The organism is Ekhidna sp. (assembly GCF_965227465.1).
Taxonomy (GTDB): Bacteria; Bacteroidota; Bacteroidia; order Cytophagales; family Cyclobacteriaceae; genus Ekhidna.
The window spans coordinates 810,389-830,475 of record NZ_OZ245746.1; the positions used below are offsets into that span (position 1 = coordinate 810,389).

Annotated in this window: 23 protein-coding genes; 12 read left to right on the forward strand and 11 right to left on the reverse strand. The window is 39.7% G+C overall.

Annotated features, from left to right (window positions below; genetic code table 11):
* Positions 1-123: 123 nt before the first annotated feature.
* Genes ACO05G_RS03745 through ACO05G_RS03755 form a run of 3 tightly spaced genes read right to left on the reverse strand, consistent with a single transcriptional unit; the run spans position 124 to position 3,582 of the window.
* A complete protein-coding gene (locus ACO05G_RS03745; RefSeq protein WP_348285100.1) occupies positions 124-867 on the reverse strand; it encodes a succinate dehydrogenase/fumarate reductase iron-sulfur subunit in 744 nt (247 codons plus the stop codon).
* 24 nt (positions 868-891) lie between these two features.
* Positions 892-2,901, reverse strand: coding sequence for a fumarate reductase/succinate dehydrogenase flavoprotein subunit (locus ACO05G_RS03750; RefSeq protein WP_421764753.1), 2,010 nt, complete (start codon positions 2,899-2,901; stop codon positions 892-894).
* Positions 2,902-2,913: 12 nt separating this feature from the next.
* Complete coding sequence (locus ACO05G_RS03755) at positions 2,914-3,582, reverse strand: succinate dehydrogenase cytochrome b subunit (RefSeq protein ID WP_421764754.1); 669 nt, start codon at positions 3,580-3,582, stop codon at positions 2,914-2,916.
* A gap of 243 nt (positions 3,583-3,825) precedes the next feature.
* On the opposite strand from ACO05G_RS03755, the gene ACO05G_RS03760 reads away from it, so the two are divergent.
* From ACO05G_RS03760 to ACO05G_RS03810, 11 genes are all read left to right on the forward strand, one after another.
* Positions 3,826-6,636 carry a gliding motility-associated C-terminal domain-containing protein gene (locus ACO05G_RS03760; protein WP_421764755.1) on the forward strand — a complete coding sequence of 937 codons (2,811 nt, stop codon included), beginning with the start codon at positions 3,826-3,828 and terminating at the stop codon, positions 6,634-6,636.
* Positions 6,615-7,031 carry a thiol-disulfide oxidoreductase DCC family protein gene (locus ACO05G_RS03765; RefSeq protein ID WP_421764756.1) on the forward strand — a complete coding sequence of 139 codons (417 nt, stop codon included), beginning with the start codon at positions 6,615-6,617 and terminating at the stop codon, positions 7,029-7,031. The genes ACO05G_RS03760 and ACO05G_RS03765 overlap by 22 nt, the downstream gene beginning before the upstream one ends.
* Before the next feature lie 46 nt (positions 7,032-7,077).
* On the forward strand, positions 7,078-7,956 hold the full coding sequence (gene fabD / locus ACO05G_RS03770) for an ACP S-malonyltransferase (protein ID WP_421764757.1): 879 nt from the start codon (positions 7,078-7,080) through the stop codon (positions 7,954-7,956).
* 148 nt (positions 7,957-8,104) lie between these two features.
* Positions 8,105-8,770 carry a (d)CMP kinase gene (gene cmk / locus ACO05G_RS03775; RefSeq protein WP_421764758.1) on the forward strand — a complete coding sequence of 222 codons (666 nt, stop codon included), beginning with the start codon at positions 8,105-8,107 and terminating at the stop codon, positions 8,768-8,770.
* Entirely contained in the window at positions 8,760-9,650 is an 891-nt protein-coding gene (locus ACO05G_RS03780) for a 4-hydroxy-3-methylbut-2-enyl diphosphate reductase (protein ID WP_421764759.1), read from the forward strand. The genes cmk and ACO05G_RS03780 overlap by 11 nt, the downstream gene beginning before the upstream one ends.
* Before the next feature lie 140 nt (positions 9,651-9,790).
* Positions 9,791-11,155, forward strand: coding sequence for a Na(+)-translocating NADH-quinone reductase subunit A (locus tag ACO05G_RS03785; protein ID WP_421764760.1), 1,365 nt, complete (start codon positions 9,791-9,793; stop codon positions 11,153-11,155).
* A gap of 6 nt (positions 11,156-11,161) precedes the next feature.
* Entirely contained in the window at positions 11,162-12,352 is a 1,191-nt protein-coding gene (locus tag ACO05G_RS03790) for an NADH:ubiquinone reductase (Na(+)-transporting) subunit B (protein WP_421764761.1), read from the forward strand.
* A complete protein-coding gene (gene nqrC / locus ACO05G_RS03795; protein ID WP_348284946.1) occupies positions 12,339-13,088 on the forward strand; it encodes an NADH:ubiquinone reductase (Na(+)-transporting) subunit C in 750 nt (249 codons plus the stop codon). Before ACO05G_RS03790 ends, nqrC begins: the two co-directional genes overlap by 14 nt.
* Positions 13,085-13,798, forward strand: a complete 714-nt coding sequence (locus tag ACO05G_RS03800; protein ID WP_348284947.1) for an NADH:ubiquinone reductase (Na(+)-transporting) subunit D — start codon at positions 13,085-13,087, stop codon at positions 13,796-13,798. Before nqrC ends, ACO05G_RS03800 begins: the two co-directional genes overlap by 4 nt.
* Positions 13,799-13,820: 22 nt before the next feature.
* Positions 13,821-14,432, forward strand: a complete 612-nt coding sequence (nqrE, locus tag ACO05G_RS03805; RefSeq protein ID WP_421764762.1) for an NADH:ubiquinone reductase (Na(+)-transporting) subunit E — start codon at positions 13,821-13,823, stop codon at positions 14,430-14,432.
* Between the two features lie 155 nt (positions 14,433-14,587).
* A complete protein-coding gene (locus ACO05G_RS03810; protein ID WP_421764763.1) occupies positions 14,588-15,148 on the forward strand; it encodes a porin family protein in 561 nt (186 codons plus the stop codon).
* Between the two features lie 3 nt (positions 15,149-15,151).
* On the opposite strand, the gene ACO05G_RS03815 is transcribed toward ACO05G_RS03810, so the two are convergent.
* From ACO05G_RS03815 to ACO05G_RS03825, 3 genes are all read right to left on the reverse strand, one after another.
* On the reverse strand, positions 15,152-15,316 hold the full coding sequence (locus ACO05G_RS03815; protein ID WP_421764764.1) for a hypothetical protein: 165 nt from the start codon (positions 15,314-15,316) through the stop codon (positions 15,152-15,154).
* A gap of 51 nt (positions 15,317-15,367) precedes the next feature.
* Positions 15,368-16,090 carry a DUF547 domain-containing protein gene (locus ACO05G_RS03820; protein WP_421764765.1) on the reverse strand — a complete coding sequence of 241 codons (723 nt, stop codon included), beginning with the start codon at positions 16,088-16,090 and terminating at the stop codon, positions 15,368-15,370.
* A 108-nt stretch (positions 16,091-16,198) separates the two neighbouring features.
* Positions 16,199-16,720: a type II CAAX prenyl endopeptidase Rce1 family protein gene (locus tag ACO05G_RS03825; protein ID WP_421764766.1), complete on the reverse strand. Its 522-nt coding sequence runs from the start codon at positions 16,718-16,720 to the stop codon at positions 16,199-16,201.
* A 282-nt stretch (positions 16,721-17,002) separates the two neighbouring features.
* On the opposite strand from ACO05G_RS03825, the gene ACO05G_RS03830 reads away from it, so the two are divergent.
* A complete protein-coding gene (locus ACO05G_RS03830) occupies positions 17,003-17,290 on the forward strand; it encodes a hypothetical protein (protein WP_348284952.1) in 288 nt (95 codons plus the stop codon).
* Here the strand turns inward: ACO05G_RS03830 and ACO05G_RS03835 are convergent.
* From ACO05G_RS03835 to ACO05G_RS03855, 5 genes are all read right to left on the reverse strand, one after another.
* Positions 17,276-17,512: a DUF1059 domain-containing protein gene (locus ACO05G_RS03835; RefSeq protein WP_421764767.1), complete on the reverse strand. Its 237-nt coding sequence runs from the start codon at positions 17,510-17,512 to the stop codon at positions 17,276-17,278. The two genes, ACO05G_RS03830 and ACO05G_RS03835, sit on opposite strands and share 15 nt — an antisense overlap.
* 125 nt (positions 17,513-17,637) lie before the next feature.
* On the reverse strand, positions 17,638-18,054 hold the full coding sequence (locus ACO05G_RS03840; RefSeq protein WP_421764768.1) for a BrxA/BrxB family bacilliredoxin: 417 nt from the start codon (positions 18,052-18,054) through the stop codon (positions 17,638-17,640).
* 33 nt (positions 18,055-18,087) lie between these two features.
* Positions 18,088-18,420 carry an iron-sulfur cluster assembly protein gene (locus ACO05G_RS03845; RefSeq protein ID WP_348284956.1) on the reverse strand — a complete coding sequence of 111 codons (333 nt, stop codon included), beginning with the start codon at positions 18,418-18,420 and terminating at the stop codon, positions 18,088-18,090.
* On the reverse strand, positions 18,417-18,851 hold the full coding sequence (locus ACO05G_RS03850) for a SufE family protein (RefSeq protein ID WP_348284957.1): 435 nt from the start codon (positions 18,849-18,851) through the stop codon (positions 18,417-18,419). Before ACO05G_RS03850 ends, ACO05G_RS03845 begins: the two co-directional genes overlap by 4 nt.
* Positions 18,851-20,086: an aminotransferase class V-fold PLP-dependent enzyme gene (locus ACO05G_RS03855; RefSeq protein WP_421764769.1), complete on the reverse strand. Its 1,236-nt coding sequence runs from the start codon at positions 20,084-20,086 to the stop codon at positions 18,851-18,853. Before ACO05G_RS03855 ends, ACO05G_RS03850 begins: the two co-directional genes overlap by 1 nt.
* Position 20,087 lies beyond the last annotated feature (1 nt).

The following is a 20,087-nucleotide window of genomic DNA, read 5'->3' on the forward strand; positions in this document are numbered from 1 at the left end:
CATTTTACATGTGAGTTACATAAATCTATGTGATTAAGATGTTGATTGCAATTAACTCCTAACAAGGCACAAAAAAACCTACTCAAGCTTGAGTAGGTTTTGAATGATCAAAATTCTAATTCATTAACTCACGCCGCTCTTCAAATACTCTCTATTCATGCGAGCAATATTTTCTAGCGAAATTCCTTTCGGACATTCTACCTCGCAAGCTCCTGTGTTGGAACAGTTACCAAAGCCTTCTTCATCCATTTGCTTCACCATGTTTTGCACACGCTCTTTCGCTTCTACTTTACCCTGAGGTAGGAGTGAGAGCTGAGATACTTTCGCTGAGACAAATAACATAGCTGATGCATTCTTACACGAAGCAACACATGCCCCGCATCCGATACAGGTCGCTGCATCAAATGCTTTGTCAGCATCATGTTTGTCAATAGGAATGGCGTTAGCATCCTGAGTATTACCGGACGTGTTTACACTAATGAAACCACCTGCATTCATTACTCGATCAAATGCACTTCGATCAACTACCAAATCCTTTATTACAGGAAATGCCTTTGCTCTCCATGGCTCAATGTAAATGGTTTCCCCATTCTTAAATTCGCGCATGTGAAGCTGGCATGTAGTAATTTCTCTGCCGGGTCCATGTGCTTCACCGTTGATGTACATAGAGCAGCTACCACAGATACCTTCCCTACAGTCATGATCAAAAGCTACAGGCTCGTTATCCTCTGCAATGAGTTGTTCATTTAATATGTCCATCATTTCCAGAAAAGAGCTATCTGGCGAAATATCTGAAACCTGATAGGTTTCCATTTTGCCCTGATCTTTATCGCTTTTCTGTCTCCAGACTTTCAGTGTTAAGTTCAATCCTTCTGTTGCTGACATAATTTCTTATTTATAAGAACGTGTTTTCAGTTCTATGTTTTCATACTTCAATTCTTCCTTGTGAAGCTTAGCTTTTGACGGCTCGCCTGTATATTCCCAAGCTGCTACGTAGGTGAAATTTTTATCATCACGCAATGCTTCTCCTTCTTCCGTTTTGTACTCTTCACGGAAGTGACCTCCACAAGATTCTTTTCTTTCTAATGCATCCCGGGCGAATAACTCACCCAACTCAAGAAAATCTGCAACGCGACCGGCTTTTTCTAACTCCTGATTAATGCCGTCCGCAGATCCAGGTACGCTTACTTCTTTCCAGAATTGCTCTCTGAGCTCCTTGATCTCCGAGATTGCTTCTTTCAATCCTTTCTCATTTCGTGCCATCCCTACTTTGTTCCACATGATCTTTCCAAGAAGCTTGTGGAAATAATCTACCGAGTGTTTACCCTTATTGTTTATAAAAAAGTCAACCTGATCCTGAACACTCTTCTCTGCTTCCTCAAATTCTTTGCAGTCGGTAGAAATTTCACCCGTTCTAATGTCATCAGCTAAGTAATCTCCGATGGTATATGGAAGCACAAAATAACCATCTGCTAAACCTTGCATTAGCGCTGATGCACCTAATCTATTTGCTCCATGATCAGAGAAGTTTGCTTCACCGATGGAGTAGCACCCCGGAATGGTTGTCATCAAATTGTAATCAACCCAAACACCGCCCATGGTATAATGGACAGCCGGATAGATCTTCATCGGGGTTTCGTATGGATTATCCGCCGTAATCTTTTCATACATCTGGAAGAGGTTACCATATTTGGATTTTACCACCTCGGTACCTAATACTTTTATCTCTTTATCAGACGCATTATGAAGCCCCTTTACATTGGCTTCCTCCTGACCGTAGCGCATAATTGCAGCGCTGAAATCAAGATAAACCGCTTCACCTGTCTCATTGGTACCTACCCCGAATCCTGCATCACAACGCTCTTTTGCAGCTCTGGAGGCTACATCTCGTGGTACAAGGTTACCGAATGAAGGATACCGTCTTTCCAGGTAATAATCCCGATCTTCTTCTTTCAGATCGGTTGGCTTTAGTTTACCGGCACGGATAGCTTCAGCATCTTCTTTTTTAGCCGGAACCCAAATTCGACCATCATTTCTCAACGACTCTGACATCAACGTCAGCTTCGACTGCTGATCTCCATGCTGAGGAATACATGTTGGGTGAATCTGTGTAAAACATGGGTTCGCAAAGTATGCGCCTTTCTTATGTATTTTCCATCCTGCAGAAACGTTTGACCCCATGGCATTGGTTGAAAGGAAGAACACGTTCCCATAACCACCTGACCCTATGACTACAGCATGTGCAGAATGTCTTTCGATTTCTCCAGTTACTAAATTTCGTGCGATAATCCCTCTCGCTTTTCCATCTACCATCACCAAATCCATCATCTCATGACGATTGTACATGGTGATTTTTCCTTTTCCAATCTGCCTGGACATTGCAGAGTAAGCGCCCAGTAAAAGCTGCTGACCTGTTTGTCCTTTGGCGTAGAACGTTCTTGAAACCTGAACTCCACCGAATGATCGGTTATCCAATAGTCCGCCGTAATCTCGTGCGAATGGCACTCCCTGAGCAACGCATTGGTCAATGATATTGGTAGATACTTCCGCTAAGCGATAAACGTTAGCTTCTCTTGAACGGTAGTCTCCACCTTTTACTGTGTCGTAAAAAAGTCGGTAGGTTGAATCACCATCGCCTTGGTAATTTTTTGCAGCGTTAATCCCACCTTGAGCAGCAATGGAGTGGGCTCTTCGAGGTGAATCTTGGTAGCAAAATGCTTTTACGTTATATCCCAGCTCTGCAAGCGTTGCAGCAGCAGATCCACCGGCTAGCCCTGTTCCAACCACGATAACATCAATGGATCGCTTGTTGGCAGGATTTACTAATCGTATGTTGTTTTTATGATTGGTCCACTTTTCAGCTATCGGACCTTTTGGAATTTTAGAATCTAATGTTGACATGCCTCTTATTTCTTAAAGGGAATTGACATAATGAAAAACAGCGATAAAGATGAATCCTAAAGGAATCAGAATTGCATAAGCTTGTCCAATCTTTTGGATAGCCGGAGTGTACTTATCGTGACGTGCACCCATCGATTGAAAAGCAGATTGAAATCCATGCATCAGGTGTAATGCAAGAAATACAAATGATAAACAGTATACGACCACTCGTCCTGGACTTGCAAACATGTGTACCACTTCTTCAAAGTACCGATTTGGATCTTCCGGCTTCATTTCTATGTATTTGTAGTTCATTTCCGGAATCCAGAAATCGTAAAAATGGAACCCGAGGAAGAATAGGATAAATAACCCACTCCAGATCATGTTTCTCGACATCCAGGAAGAATTTGCTGCTCCATTATTTTTCGCATACTTAACAGCTCTTGAATTTCGATTTTTTATTTCTAATACAAATCCCATGATGAAGTGAAAGGCCACTCCGAACATTAAGATTGGCTGCATCACAAATTGAATAATTGGGTTTGTACCCATAAAATGGGACAACTCATTAAATGTTTCTTCACTAAAGACCGAAGTGAAATTGATTGTGAAATGCTGCAATAGAAAAATGATCAGGAATAGCGCAGAAAGTGCCATGGCAAATTTTCTGCCGATACTGCCTGAAAAAAGTTGCTTGCTCATTTATTTAGGATTATTGGATTTGTGTCAAAGGTAAATTCAGAAAGCTTGTCTGGCAATCTTAATTTCTTTTTTGACTGATTCTAAATAATAATTGCAGGAGAAATAGGTATTAAGACCCTTACTCTTGTTCTCTAAATAACTATTCAAGCATAATTCTTGTTCGGTTAATATTCTAGTGAATTAAAATTCGTTCTGTTTTTAAAGCATGTTAGTTTTACGTGCCACTTATATTAAAGAGCTTATATGAGATTTCTGCGGTTTCTGTTTTTTTCCTTTCTATCATTTGCGGCTATTATCGCACATGCTACCCACATCAGAGCAGGAGAAGTTATTGCAAAACGCGTTTCCGGTCTGACGTATGAATTCACATTTATAGGCTACAGAGATGTAGAAGGTGTTCCGTTTGGCAATGGGGTGTTTGATTTTGGGGATGGTACCACCTTTGGAGGTGAAAATGAGGCCATACCCTGGGGGAACATTGAAGATCTGGGAAATGGAGTTGAAAAGTGGGAATTTACACTTACTCATACCTATTCTGGAAGCGCTAACTACCTTGTCAGCTATCAGGAGGATTTCAGAAATGCGAATATTCAGAATATGTCAGGTTCTGTTAATACTTCATTCTATGTAGAAACCTTGATCATAATTGATCCTTTAATAGTTAATAGCACGCCATTCTTTACCGTGCCACCAATTGATCAGGGGGTAGTTGGAGGAATCTTTGAACATAATCCGGGAGCCTTTGATCCGGATGGAGATAGCTTATCTTATTTTTTCACCACTCCAAAACTTTCAGAGGGTCAGGATGTGAATGGTTATCAGTCATTAATTTCTGAGAGTTTTTATGATAATTTCAATGAAGGTAATCAAGCCAAAGATGGCCCACCGACATTGACAATTGATCCGGTGACCGGAACATTGGTCTGGGATGCTCCCGGTGGCGCAACAATACCCGATAAAGAAAATAGAGAATTTAATGTCGCATTTGTAGTAGAAGAGTGGAGGCGAATTAATGGTCAGCTTATTCGTCTGGGCTTTGTGACCAGGGATATGCAAATCATTATCTGGAATTATGACAATGAACCTCCAGAGTTGGAAATACCTGAAGATACTTGTGTAGTAGCTGGTGAGACGCTCAGCGGAATTATCACCGGAACAGATCCTGACGGTGACCCGGTAAAAATTGAAGCTTTTGGTGGACCATTTCAAATTTCTCCTTCTGCAACAGTAGATCCCGATCCTGCTGAATTTCAAGGACCTCCTTCTATTTTAAATTTTGAATGGAGTCCAAGTTGTGAGCAAGTTAGAGCTGCTCCTTATGAGGTACAGTTTAAAGCGGAGGACGATCCCTCCATTGTGGGAGTTCCGAATCCTCCGGGTCAGGTAAACTTTGAAACCTGGCGAATTACGGTTTTAGGTCCACCTCCAACAGGGTTAAATGCGACAACTCAGACCGGCAGGCGAATAGCCCTTAATTGGGATCCTTATTCGTGTACCAATGCAGATTCGATGCAAGTTTGGAGGCGTGTGGGAGAGTTTTCATTTGATCCGACATGTAATCCTGGTATACCTGAAAACTCCGGGTACGAATTAATCGAAACATTAGCGACTTCACAGACATCTTATGTGGATACAAATGGAAGTATTGGCTTATCTCCCGGGTCAAAATATTGCTATCGGCTAGTGGCAACATATCCTTTACCGGCAGGTGGAATCAGCCTGGCGTCAGAAGAAGCCTGTGATAGCTTACTGATTGATGTGCCTGTGATCACAAAAGTGGATGTGTTGGAAACCAGTGAAACAGTTGGCCAAATAGAAATAAACTGGACCGAACCGATTCAGAAAAGTCCGACTTTTGGACCATTTCAGTATGAAGTGCTTCGAAAAGAAGGAGCTCAAGCTGGAGGAACTTATGTCTCTATAAACGGCCCTTCATCCAACCTTTCATTTATTGATACAGGTCTAAATACAGAAGATATTTCTTACTCTTATAAGATTGTTCTTCATGATAATACCAATCAACCGGTAGATACCTCGCAACAAGCCTCTTCCGTTTGGCTTCAGCCAAAACCATTGGTTGGTGCAATCAGATTGAATTGGGATGCAAATGTTCCATGGAGCAATAATTCTCAGAAATTTCCATATCACTATATCTGGCGCGACAATGTGGACAACAGCGACCTTGCTGATATCCAGCTTATTGATTCAGTGGTTGTGTCTATGGATGGTTTATCCTATTTGGATGATGGACGTTTCAATGGTATCACGCTAGATGAAGAGGTTGAATATTGTTATTTCGTCACTACTTACGGAACCTACGACAATGATTTGCTTCCTGAGCCGCTCATTAATAACTCTCAGATCATTTGTGCACAACCAAATGACACCATACCACCATGTGCCCCGATTTCAGTCCAATTTAATTCCAGCTTTGATTGTGAAGTCCAGGCGTCCTGTCAATCCATTTCTGGTAACTCAGGCGTAGACTTGGTAAATGCTTTTTCATGGGATTATGACCGCGATATAACCTGCGATGACGACATTGAATTTTTCAGGGTCTATTTTTCAAACAGTGGTCAGGAGGGAGAGTTTGAAGTTTTGACGCAAACCACAGCAACAGAATTCTTTCATAATGATCTCACTACGTTGGCATATTGTTATTATGTAACAGCCGTCGATAGATCAGGAAATGAAAGTTTGATTTCAGAGGTTATTTGTAATGATAATTGCCCTCAGTATGTTTTGCCGAATGTATTTACTCCGAACGGGGATTTTAGAAATGATACATTCAGGCCGATGCAGACGACTGAAACTTGTCCAAGATTTGTTCAAAAAGTCATTTTCAAAGTATTTAATCGAGCAGGAACTGAGCTTTTTAGTTATGACTCCTCCGAGCCTGAAAAATCTATATTTATTGATTGGAATGGCACCACTAAGGGAGGTAATGAGTTACCTGCAGGGGTATATTATTATTCTGCTGAGGTTCTATTCAATAGATTGAACCCTGAGGAAGCAGTTGAAGTTATAAACGGGTGGGTGCAGATCATTCGATAGAAAAGCCGGTTATTTTTTTTGATGGTGTTTGCAACCTGTGTAACACCTCGATTCAATTCATTATCAAAAGAGATAAGAAAAATCGATTTCTATTTTCGTCTCTTCAGAGTGATTATGCTAAAGAAAGCTTGCCGAATACATTGACAGAAGATCAAGACCTTCAAAGCATTATCTTAAAAAAAGGTAATGCAATTACAACCAAAAGTAGCGCAGTATTAATAATTGCTAAAAGCCTGTCTGGAGGTTGGCCTATCCTCTATGCATTCACCATTATTCCTAAATTCATCAGGGACTGGTTCTATGATATTATTGCAAGAAACAGGTACAAGTGGTTCGGAAAGAAAGATCACTGCATGATTCCATCACCGGAATTGAAAAGTCGCTTTATCGATTGATTGGATTGGCTACTTTTGCAGATATCACGAGAACAAACATTTACCTATGAGCAAAGCATATGTTTTCCCAGGGCAGGGAGCCCAATTTTCAGGAATGGGGAAAGAACTTTACGAAAGTCATTCGTCAGCTAAAGAATTAATTGACCAATCAAACGATATATTGGGATTTGATATCAAGAATATCATGTTCTCTGGATCAGATGAGGAGTTGAAACAAACCAAGGTAACTCAGCCTGCGGTTTTTATTCATAGTGTGGTTGCAGCGCTAACATCAGAGGACTTCAAGCCAGAAATGGTAGCTGGTCATTCACTAGGGGAGTTTTCTGCGTTGGTGGCCAATGGTGTTCTGAGCTTTCAGGATGGACTATCCTTAGTGTCTAAAAGAGCTTCGGCTATGCAAAAGGCATGTGAGATGCAGGCTTCAACAATGGCTGCAGTACTTGGATTAACGGATGAAATGGTGGAGCGGGTTTGTAAGGAAACTCCGGGGGTGGTCGTTGCTGCAAACTACAATTGTCCGGGTCAATTGGTGATAAGCGGAGAGATAGATGCAGTAAATGCAGCATGTGAAAAACTTAAAGAAGAGGGTGCCAAACGAGCGCTTGTTCTCCCGGTAGGAGGAGCATTTCACTCTCCATTAATGCAGCCTGCAAGAGAAGAATTAGCCGAAGCAATCCAAGACACAAGTTTTAGCACACCCAATTGTCCTGTATATCAAAATGTGGATGCAAAGGGTTATACCGATGTGGAGACGATCAAAAAGAACCTTGTTCTACAATTAACCTCTCCGGTAAGATGGACACAGAGTGTTCAAAATATGATTTCGGATGGAGCTAGTAGCTTTACAGAATGTGGACCGGGAAAAGTTCTTCAAGGTCTGGTGAAGAAAGTAGATAGAGAGATGGTCGTTTTTGGCATTTCATGAGAATTTCCAAAATCATATCGATCATTTTCCTCGGATTAATACTGGTAGGATCGGAAGGGTGTAAGAAAAGCCCTTCCTCTTCACACAATAAGAATAAGAAAAAAATAAAAAGAGGTAAACCAATTCCTTGTCCAATTAAAGATTGTTAATGAAAAAAATCGTAATTGCCATCGACGGTTACTCAGGGACTGGAAAAAGCTCCACAGCCAAACAAGTAGCCGCTAAACTTGGTTACACGTACATTGATAGCGGTGCGATGTATCGAGCTGTTACTTATTTTTTTCTTTCGAATAATGTGGACTATCATAATTTGGAAGAAGTCCGAAAGAGTCTTTCAGATTGCCAAATTAAATTCGAAGGGTCTTCAATTTTATTGAATGACAAAAATATTGATCATGAGATAAGAACCATGGGAGTCAATCAAAATGTGAGCCCTGTAAGCGCAATTTCTGAAGTAAGACAGAAACTAGTGGATCAGCAGCGTGAAATGGGGAAAAGGAAAGGGGTCGTAATGGATGGTAGGGACATTGGAACCGTAGTTTTTCCAGATGCAGAATTAAAAGTTTTCATGACAGCAGATATGGATGTGAGAGCTGAAAGGAGAAGGAAAGAATTAGTAAAGAAGGGAATAGAAGAAAATCTGGAAGCGATCAAAGAAAACCTGGCTAATAGGGATCACATCGATAGTTCAAGAGCGGACAGTCCCCTTAAAATGGCTTCAGATGCAAAGGAGATTGACACTTCTAATCTAACTTTGAATCAACAGATAGATAAAATTGTTGAAATGGCAGAAGGTATAATACATGAAGGTTGAAATTGACGAAAATTCGGGTTACTGCTTTGGAGTAGAGTTCGCCATCCAGATGGCAGAAGATGAAATGGCAGAAGGACAAGAGCTTTTTTGTCTTGGCGATATTGTCCACAATTCAATGGAAGTGGAACGCCTGTACAATAAAGGTCTGCGAACTATTACCCGAGAAGAATTAAAAGAATTGAAAGACTGTAAAGTACTTATTCGAGCGCATGGTGAGCCGCCAGAGACCTATCAAATAGCCATTGAGAACAACATTGAGCTTGTTGATGCTTCGTGCCCGGTTGTTCTAAAGCTTCAAAATAGGGTAAAAAATGCCTATGACATCACAAAAAGCAAGGATGGACAATTGGTTATTTATGGAAAACCGGGGCATGCAGAAGTTATCGGATTGACTGGCCAGACAGCAAATGAGGCCATCGTTGTTACCACAGAGGAAGATTTAGATAAACTGGATTTCACAAAACCGATCACCTTATACTCGCAAACCACAAAAAGCACCAAAGGATTTTATGCCCTAAAGGAGCAAATCGAAAAGCGTATTGAGAGCCAGGGTTTGCTTTCTATAGCCGAAGATTTCAATGCGAATGACAGTATCTGTCGACAAGTTTCTAACAGAGAGCCCCATATGGAGCGGTTTTCTCAAAAGCATGATGTCATCATATTCGTAGCTGGAAGAAAAAGCTCAAATGGTAAAGCTTTGTACAATGTATGCTTAAGTAATAATCCACGAAGCTATTTTGTGGAAAGTGAAAAGGAGATCGATCTCTCCTGGATAGATCCTAATGACTCAGTTGGAATATGCGGAGCTACCTCTACTCCGACCTGGCTGATGGAACAAGTCGCAACTTTTCTGAAGGATAACGAACCAGCGCTTGCTTAATTAGTTATTCAGGTAGTTTAAGTAATTGAGTGAAATGCAGATCAAGAGAATACTGCTTTTTTATTGAAATTTTGGACGGGGTTAAAACCGATATTGATTAAGTTTGCCTCGTTTTTTAGACGTTCTCCCAAGTAAGAAATATGTCTCAGACAATTAAGCTGAAAAAAGGGTTTGACATAAACCTTGCCGGAAAGGCAGAAAATAAGACAATAGAAGTAACCCAGCCGGACACTTATGCATTGAAGCCAACCGACTTTAATGGCTTAAATCGCCCTAAAGTGATAGTCAAGGAAGGTCAAAATGTAAAAGCTGGAACTCCACTATTCTTCGAAAGAAATGTCGAAGATATTCTTTACACTTCGCCGGTCAGCGGAGAAGTGGTAGAGATCAAAAGAGGAGAAAAAAGAAAAGTGCTGGAAGTGAAAATTCTAGCCGATAAGGAAATTGAATTTGAGAAATTCAAGCAATTCTCTTCTTCGGACATTAATAATCTTTCAAAAGAGGATGCCATTGAGCAATTAAAACAATCAGGTGGTTGGACTAATATCATCCAAAGACCTTACGGTTGTGTTGCTAATCCGGCGGACTCCCCAAAAGCAATTTTTATCTCTGCTTTTGACACCCATCCTTTAGCACCCGATTATGCTTATATCCTTCAAGGACAAGAGCAGTATTTTCAGGCAGGACTGGATATCCTCAAAAAGTTAACATCCGGTACTGTTCATTTGAATATCGATGGTGAGGCTGAAGTAGCGCAAATTTTTTCTCAAGCGAAGAACGTTCAGTTAAATAAAATATCAGGACCGCATCCGGCTGGTAATGTAGGCGTGCAGATTCACCACTTAGACCCAATCTCAAAAGGCGATATTGTGTGGACAGTAAATCCTGTAGGAGTTGTAATAATTGGTAAGCTATTTATTGAGGGTGTTTATGATACATCCAGATTAGTTGCGCTCACTGGGTCTCAGATGAAAAATAGAGGATATGCGAAAATGTTTGCAGGTGCGTCCTTGACAAAGCTTTCCGAAAATATTGAAGGTGAAGACAATCGATATATCTCAGGAAATGTCCTTACCGGTGAAGGCATAGGAGCAGATGGGTATTTAGGATATTACGAAAATCAAATTACCGTAATTCCAGAAGGGAAGTACGAGGAATTTATGGGATGGATACTTCCATCTAAAAATAAATTAAGCTTCCACAGAGCTTTTGGAATGCTTACATTCCTGAATGGAAAGGACAAAGAATTTGAGGTAGATACCAACACGCATGGTGAGGAACGAAACTTTGTAGTGACGGGTACATTTGAGGATGTAATGCCGATGGATATACTTCCAACTTATCTGTTTAAAGCAATTTTAGCTGAAGATTATGATGATATGGAAGCGCTCGGAATTTATGAGGTAATTGAGGAAGATGTAGCTCTTTGTGAGTTTGTCGATGTTTCCAAAAATCCGATCCAGGAGATATTAAGAGAAGGAATTGAATTAATTAAAGAAGGATAAGCAGGAATGAAGTTTTTGCAGAAAAAATTTGATCAGTTAAAACCTCTTTTTGAAAAAGGGGGTAAATACGAAAAGTTCTATCCTATCTATGAGGGTCACAGAACCATCTTTTTTGCTCCGGATATCGTTACCGGAAAAAAAGGTACACAAATAAAAGACGCAACAGATTTGAAGCGTCTGATGATGACAGTGATCATTGCCATGATTCCATGTCTGATTTTCGGAATGTGGAACGTTGGCCATCAGCACTTCATAGCAACAGGAGTAGAAGCAACATTATTGGATAAGTTCTGGATTGGGATTTTGAAAGTAGTTCCAATCATTGTCGTCTCTTACGGAGTAGGGCTTCTTACGGAATTCACATTCTGTGTCATCTACCAAAGACCGGTTGAAGAAGGATATTTGGTAACGGGAATGTTAATCCCGTTGATTATGCCAGCGACTATTCCATTGTGGCAGGTAGCGTTAGCTACTGTATTTGCAGTAATCATTGGAAAAGAGGTATTTGGAGGTACAGGGATGAACATATTGAATGTGGCGCTTACAGCCAGGGTGTTCTTGTATTTTGCCTATCCAACGGATATCTCAGGAGACGTCTGGACCTATTTTGGAGACAAAGTACCAGTAGATGGCTTTTCAGGAGCGACGATCTTAGCATATGGTGCAGAGGCAGCAGCCAATGGAACCAACATGATGGCACTGGCCGATAATCACTGGTATTCAGGAATGTTCGACTTCTGGAACATGTTCATTGGAATTATCCCGGGAAGTATAGGTGAAACCTCTACATTGATGTGTATCATCGGTGCGATTATTCTTATTGCGACAGGAGTTGGAAGTTGGAAAATCATGCTAAGTGTAGTTTTAGGTACGCTTGCGATGGGAGGCCTTTTCAATTTGACCGGAGGGAATAGCTTTATGGAAATGCCAGCGCATTATCACCTGGTAATTGGTGGATTAGCTTTTGGAGCTGTGTTTATGGCTACAGATCCGGTAAGTGCTTCTCATACTGATTTAGGGAAGTGGATTTATGGGTTTTTGATTGGGGTTATTACTGTTCTCATACGTGTGATCAATCCTGCGTACCCAGAGGGTATTATGTTGGCGATTCTATTCATGAATGTATTTGCGCCACTCATTGATTTTTATGTTGTTGAAGCAAACAAAAAAAGAAGATTAAAACGTGCGACAGTCTAATTTATATGTAATTCTATTTGCCGTCGGATTAACGGTGGTTTTTGGAGGTGCGCTATCCCTTACCTCAGTAGGGCTGAAGCCTTTGCAGGATAAGCAAGTTGAAATTGATACCAAGAAAAAAATTCTTGGTGCAGTTATGGATATTTCAAAAATTGAAGATCCAAATGAATTGCTAGCTCTTTATGAAGAAAAGGTGAGTTCCATCGTAGTTGATATAAATGGAAATGAGATTACAGAAGATAAAGATGGGAAACCGATTGTAGCTGAAAAAGTTAACATTCAACGAAATTCTAAATTCCCTCCAGAGGAAAGAATGTATCCTGTTTTTATGTTCAGTGAATCAGAAGGTAAAATAGATTCTTACATATTTCCAACCTTCGGATCAGGACTTTGGGACTGGATATCTAGCTTTATAGCCCTGGGACCAGACTTAAATACAGTAATGGGTATTGCATTTGATCATAAAAGTGAGACTCCAGGACTCGGTGCGAGAATTACAGAGCCTACCGTTCAGCAGAGATATGTAGGGAAAGAAATTTATAACGATCAGGGAGAATTGGTAAGTATTAGTATGGTAAAAGGTGAAGGTAATGCTGGTCTGACGGAGCATCAAGTAGATGGGATGTCGGGCGCGACAATTACAGGAAAAGGGGTGAACGCAATGCTTGAAAATTACCTTACTTACTATCAAGCCTTCATGGAAAAAAGAAAATCTAATAAAACAGCGAGTCTATGAGTTCGGATATTGCAGAAATTTCAGAAGAATCAGCTGTAGAGCTAAAAACGAAAGAGCCATCAGAAGCTTTGTTCTCTAAGCGTAGAAAAAAAATAGTTTCTGATCCCCTCAATGATGATAACCCTATTACAATTCAAGTATTAGGTATTTGTTCTGCTCTAGCAGTTACTGTACAATTTAAGCCTACTATGATCATGTCGATTGCAGTAGTTTTTGTTATTGTCTTTTCGAATTTGATTACTTCCTTAATGAGGAAGATCATTCCTAATAGAATTAGGATTATCGTTCAGCTAGCCATTATTGCAACACTGGTAACACTGGTAAGTGAAGTGTTAAAAGCCTATAGCTACGATATGTATAAGATTCTGGGAGCATATGTAGGATTGATCATTACAAATTGTATAGTGATGGGACGCCTGGAAGCTTTCGCAATGGCCAATAAACCATATGACTCAATACTTGATGGTTTTGGGAGTGGGTTTGGTTACGCTTGGATTATACTGGTAGTGGCATTTTTTAGAGAATTGCTAGGTGGAGGAACCATGTTTATCGGAACACCATTAGAGTTTGACGCTTACGGATCATTAAGCAATTTATTTGGTGTTACGCTACAAACAAATGGACTCTTTGTAGACTCCATTGGTGCATTTGTGATTTTAGGCATAATTATTTGGATACAACGGACTAAAAACGGTTACGTAGAACACTAACAGTTCATAGAAAAATATAGATATGGAAGCGATTAATATAGCTATCAAAGCAATTTTCATTGACAATATGGTCTTTGCATACTTCTTGGGAATGTGTAGTTTCTTAGCAGTGTCTAAGAAAGTGAAAACTGCTTTTGGTCTTGGATTAGCAGTAATATTCGTACTCAGTATAACGGTACCAATCAATTGGCTTATACAAGAAAAGGTGTTAAAGGAAGGAGCTCTCTCGTGGGCAGGTGCTGATTTCGCATCGATAGACCTTACGTTCCTGCAATTCATTATTTTCATTGCAGTAATTGCCGCTATGGTACAATTAGTCGAAATGATTATTGAGAAATTTTCTCCTTCGCTCTATGGATCTTTAGGAATCTTTCTCCCATTGATAGCAGTGAATTGTGCTATTCTGGGATCCTCTCTTTTTATGGTGCAAAGAGATTATACAATCGTTGAGGCCACAGCTTTCGGATTTGGCTCTGGAACAGGCTTTTTCCTTGCGATCATAGCCTTGGCAGCTATTAGGGAGCGATTAAAGTACTCACATGTTCCTAACGGCTTAAAAGGGTTGGGAATAACGATGCTTATAACAGGGCTAATGGGACTTGCCTTTAAATCATTTATAGGCGTAGCACTTTAGATATTTAGAAGCATAGGGGTGACAATCACCCCTTTTTTTATGTCTTTATTAGGAGTAAAGCATCAAAATTTTTACTTATAACAAACAATTGATGTTCCTTTGTCCTTTAATGAGTGTCTTAAGGACAATATGTTAAATCAAAAAACAACTTAAACATGAAAAAATCATTACTCTCACTATCCTTAGCTCTTATCTCAGTTGTAGCATTTTCACAAGCTTCTGTAGGTATCGGTCTCAAAGCAGGCGCAAACTTCGCTAATGCTGATGTTACTGACGTAAATACTGATGGAGTTACATCCTATCATGTAGGAGCATATGGACTTATTAAGTTGACTAATATTGGAATTCAGCCTGAACTTTTGTTTTCTAAGCAAGGGGCAAGCGCAAGCGGCGATGACCTGGATCTTAGCTACGTGAACATTCCTGTTATGCTGAAATTTTATCTACCAGCAGGTGTTAATCTTCAGGCAGGACCGCAATTTGGCATGTTGACATCTGCAAAAGATGGTGATGGCGATGATATTAAAGATTCATTTAAGAATAGTGATTTAAGTGCAGCTTTAGGAGCTGGATGGGATGCCCCATTTGGTCTTCAATTTACTGCAAGGTATGTGATTGGACTATCAGATATTAATGATAATCCATTCGGTACTGAGTATAAAAACAAAACTTTCCAACTTTCTATAGGCTATACCTTTTTCAAATTAGGGAAGTAAGGGCTATAAAAGAATATCGAATAGAGCCGGGGCATTTTGTTCCGGCTTTTTTTGTAATGTGGGTGTAATATCTGAGTGCCAATCTTCAGATTTGAGATTGGAAAGTACTAAAAGTATTGCCAGAACAATACCTCCTATAAGGATCAATATCTGCTTACGATTTTTCACAGCTAGGTTTCGTTTATAAAAACCTGAAGCTGGAATACCCTTACAAATCGTTCATCTATCATTTAATGTCCAGTCATATTCTTGGAACTCGACTTGATAGTTTTCAGGAACCTTGTAGAACTTGAATTTATTTACATACTTAATTAAGGAGCCGGCATTGCCAGTGAACTGACTTTTATACCAATCAAAGATCTTGTTTAAAATAACTGTCTCTTTGTCTTTATCTACATAAACATAATTAGGTCTTTCGATGATAACCTCTGCTCTGAAGTTTAATTGCTCTTGAAGTTTATCCGGATAAAAGGCATTGTCGTATAAAAACGGGCAACTCCGTGCTCCACACCCCAACGCAAAGTGAATGCGAGGATCTTGTGTTGGCCCGATAAGCTTGGTAAACTCAATCGCATCTAAGGTTAGTATATCACCTGCTACATTAAATGTTTGCACCTTAAAAAATCCCTCAATGTCCATCGGACTATTGACCGGATAGTTATCAGTTATTTGTTTGATTACAAGTAAGTTGTATGCATTTATGTAAAACGCCGTTTTATGGTCTTGTGGTAAATCACTTAGATTGTAGTCTGCGATCTGTAGAACCAGATCATTTAATTTCTCAGGGTTTTGCTTTAGGCTACTGTAGTCAACGAGACCGAACACAACCTCTTTCAATAAGAAGCTATTGAAATCATCAAAAATGGTAGTGGTATCCCTTTCCTGACAAATAGCTACGATAGAAGACAGTATTAACGTAAGTGAAAGTATTTTTTTTGACATGGCTTCAACTTAACAAACATTAAACTACGCTATTCATTCTTAAGGTTACCCTTCCTAGGTTATTTTTCATGAAAATGTATCTGTGAAGACAAAGAATGCTCTTTGGAACTATTGAAGTAAGGGACCAAAAACTTCTAAAAAAGGATCTTTATTAACAACGGTAAAATAGAAAATTCCGCCAAGCCATCCGTGAAAAATTCCGAGGACAAAAAGATTCCTTTTTTTGAGGTAAATATGTGCGTAGAATAGTGAGAGGATGAATGTGCCTAATACCAGCCACCAGTAGGGATAGTGTAAGAGTCCAAATAGAACAGAGGTAAGAATAATGATGGTACTGTTTCTGAGGCGATTTAGATTCTGAAGATTACCTGCTACCAGGGCCATTAGCAAAAATTGCTGCAGCGTGCCAAATAGGGGGTATAGTATAAGTATCGGTATAAGGTGCCAGTGAAGGTTTATGGATTCTTGATAATATCCTACGATAATGCATGCAACTAGGGCAAACAGACCAAACGGTAGCACTTTTAGAAATACTTCCCTAAAAGTATCTAACCTGAATCCCCATTCTTTAAGAATACCGGGAGATATTTTTACTCTTCGAATAATGTATATGCCCCAAAAACAAAACATGATTAAAATGAACAGTAGCCTCTGGTTCCACAGATCATAAAAAAGAAACTTCCCAATTGCTGTTAATGAGACAGCTATAATTTCAAAAGTAATTTTTTTAGATGGAGATGTATTCAAAGCAAATTTTTCTTGAGGCTTAACATTTACGTTTTAATTCCGTTAACTACGTAAATATTAAAAATACCCGTTTTGTGGTATTTTATATGGTTAAACTAACGTTTATCTTGTTATCGAGAAAGTTATTTCTGAGAGTTAGGTGTTAAAATTAATAGTTACGGAATCATGAACTCACAACAAATCATCACCAAATTGCTAGTTCACCTCAGCCTGGAAGAAGAGTTTAAAAATAGAGATGAGACTAAGATATTCATCCCATTTTCATTTGCACATCGCTTAGAGACGGACATGCGAATTAAAACATATAAAGACATTGAGTTTGGCGGATACCGCATTGTAAGCGGCCCATTTGACGAAATTCTGGCATACAATAAGGTGAAAAATGCTCAGCTCGTAATGACCACCCATGGTGATATTGTTGAGAATAGTTCCTCTAATTCAGTGGTGGGGTAGCTGATCAAACTCCTTTCTCTTGGATTCAAACCATTGCTTCATTTCTTCAGGAGTTTGGATTAAAGCTTTCATTTTATGCATAGCATCCAAATGCGCCTTATCTCCTTTTTTAAACATTTCCATGCCGTGATTTTTACTTAGTGTTTCCATCTCATCAAAGGTCTCTGCTTGAAATTCCAGGTCACAAGCTCCGCCTAGTTGTCTGCATGTCATCTTTTTCATTAGAGTATTTTTATTTTAAGTTACTCAAAGTAGCTGAAAGTTTAATTTCTGTTTGGGTGTTATCTCATTAACAAAAAAACCCTCATCCAAAACTTTGAATGAGGGTTGTCAATAATTTCTTTCTATTAGCAGAACTCTTCGTACACCTGCCCCAAATGATCAGCAATCATTTCAGCAGACCTACCTTCTATATGATGCCTTTCTACCATGTGTGCCAGCTCCCCATCTTTGAAAAGAGCGATTGCTGGAGAAGATGGAGGAAATGGAAGTGTGAATTCTCTGGCTTTTTGAGTTGCCTCAATGTCAAAACCGGCAAATACGGTTGTTAAGTTATCAGGTTTCTTCTCTGATTTATCAAGCGATAAAAGAACGCCTGGTCGGCATGTGCCCGCGGCACATCCACATACAGAGTTGATTACCAGCAGTGAGGTTCCTTTATGATCTGATAAATGATTTTCTACAGCTTCAGCAGAAATCAATTCTTTGAATCCATTCTGAGTAAGCTGTGCTTTCATCGGAGCTACTAATTCCGCAGGGTACATATTCTTTATTGTTTAATTTGTTAGCTATTTTCTTTACATAAACCCAAGCTCCAGCTTTGCTTCTTCAGACATCATGTCTGTTGCATAAGGAGGGTCAAAGGTTAATTCTATATTCACATCATTAACACCTTCCACAGCTTTCACGTTCATCTCTATTTCACTTGGGATGCTTTCAGCTGCCGGACAGGATGGAGAGGTGAGTGTCATCACTATTTCCACATTGTTAATGGGTAAAATGTTTATTTCATAAATGAGCCCTAGCTCATAGACATCTACGGGAATTTCTGGATCAAATACATTCTTGATCGCACGAACGATATCCTCTTTCAATGCCAGTGTGTCGTTATTTGCTTTCGTTTCGCTCATGATTCTTGTTTTGCCGTCAGTGCCAGTGCATACATTTTCATTTGCTTAATCATTGCAGCAAATCCGTTGGATCGCTGTGTTCCAATAAATCGATCCATACCTATTTGTTTTGGAAAGTAGATTTCTGCGTCCAGTACTTTTTGCGGGGGAGATTGACTTAATGCCCGTACCAATAAACTAACCAGTCCTTTGGTAATCGCTGTGTTTGAATCTGCTTTGAACTGAATTCTATCATTATCGAGTCCGGCTGTCATCCATACTTTTGACTGACAGCCCTTTACGATATTATCCTCTATCCGCTCATTTTCCGGAAAATCATTCAGCTCCTCGCCTAATTCCATGATGTAATCCAGCGTCATTTCCATGTCTCCATCCAGCATGGAAAACTCCTCTATGATCTCCTCCTGACGTTGCTTAATTAGGTCTTCCATCAACTAAATTTTTTAACAATGCTTTCTAATGCATCACAGAAAACATCGATTTCTTCTTTCGTGTTGTAAACGGCAAATGAAGCTCTTACGGTTCCATCAATTTCAAGAAAATCCATTAGAGGCTGAGTACAATGGTGACCTGTCCGCACTGCAATCCCCCTAACATCCAAAAGTTGTCCTAAGTCATACGGATGAACATTTTTTAGCAAAAATGAGATAACGCTTGCTTTTTCAGTTGCTGTTCCTACAGGGATGAAGCCTTCAATATCTTTTAGTTTACTATTGGCATACACTAATAATTCATGCTCGTATACCTGGATATTTTCATGACCAATGTCGTCAATGAAATCCATTGCATACTTAAATGCAATTACATCACCAATACTGGGAGTTCCCGCTTCAAATTTATAAGGGATATCGTTGTAAGTTGTGCCACTGAATGTAACGTCTTTTATCATTTCGCCTCCTCCTTGATAGGGTGGCATAGCTTCTAGAATATCTCTCCGTCCATAAAGCACTCCAACGCCAGTTGGTCCATACATTTTATGACTGGACAAAGCGAGGAAATCACAATTCAGTTCCTGAACATCAATTTTGACATGCGGAGCGGCTTGTGCCGCATCAATCAATGTAGTGGCACCTATCTCTTGAGCAGCTTTTATAAGCTCTTTAATAGGATTGATCGTCCCGAGTGAGTTCGAGACGTAATTAACCGCAATTAATTTGGTTTTGCTGTTGAGCAGTTTTTTATACTCGTCGACAAGAATTTCTCCTTTCCTGTTAATCGGGATTACCTTAATGACAGCTCCCGTATGTTCTGCTGCAAGCTGCCATGGAACAATATTGGAATGATGCTCCAGTTGAGAGATCAAAATTTCATCTCCTTCTTTCAGGAATTTACGCGCCCATGAATGGGCAACTAAATTTATACTTTCGGTAGTGCCTTTGGTGAATATAATTTCATCAACCTCTTCCGAATTTATGAATTTATGTACACGCTCCCTGGTCTCCTCAAACGCTTTAGTTGAGCGCTCTGCCAGCGTATGGATACCTCGATGGATGTTTGCGTGATCTCGCTCATAAAATTGAGTAAGTGAATTGACCACACTCTTCACCGTCTGCGAAGAAGCCGCATTGTCAAAATAAATCAGTGGTTTACCATTTACCTCCTGATCTAAAACAGGAAATTGATCCCTAATTTTTTGTATATCAAGTGTGGAAACCAGTGAACTCATT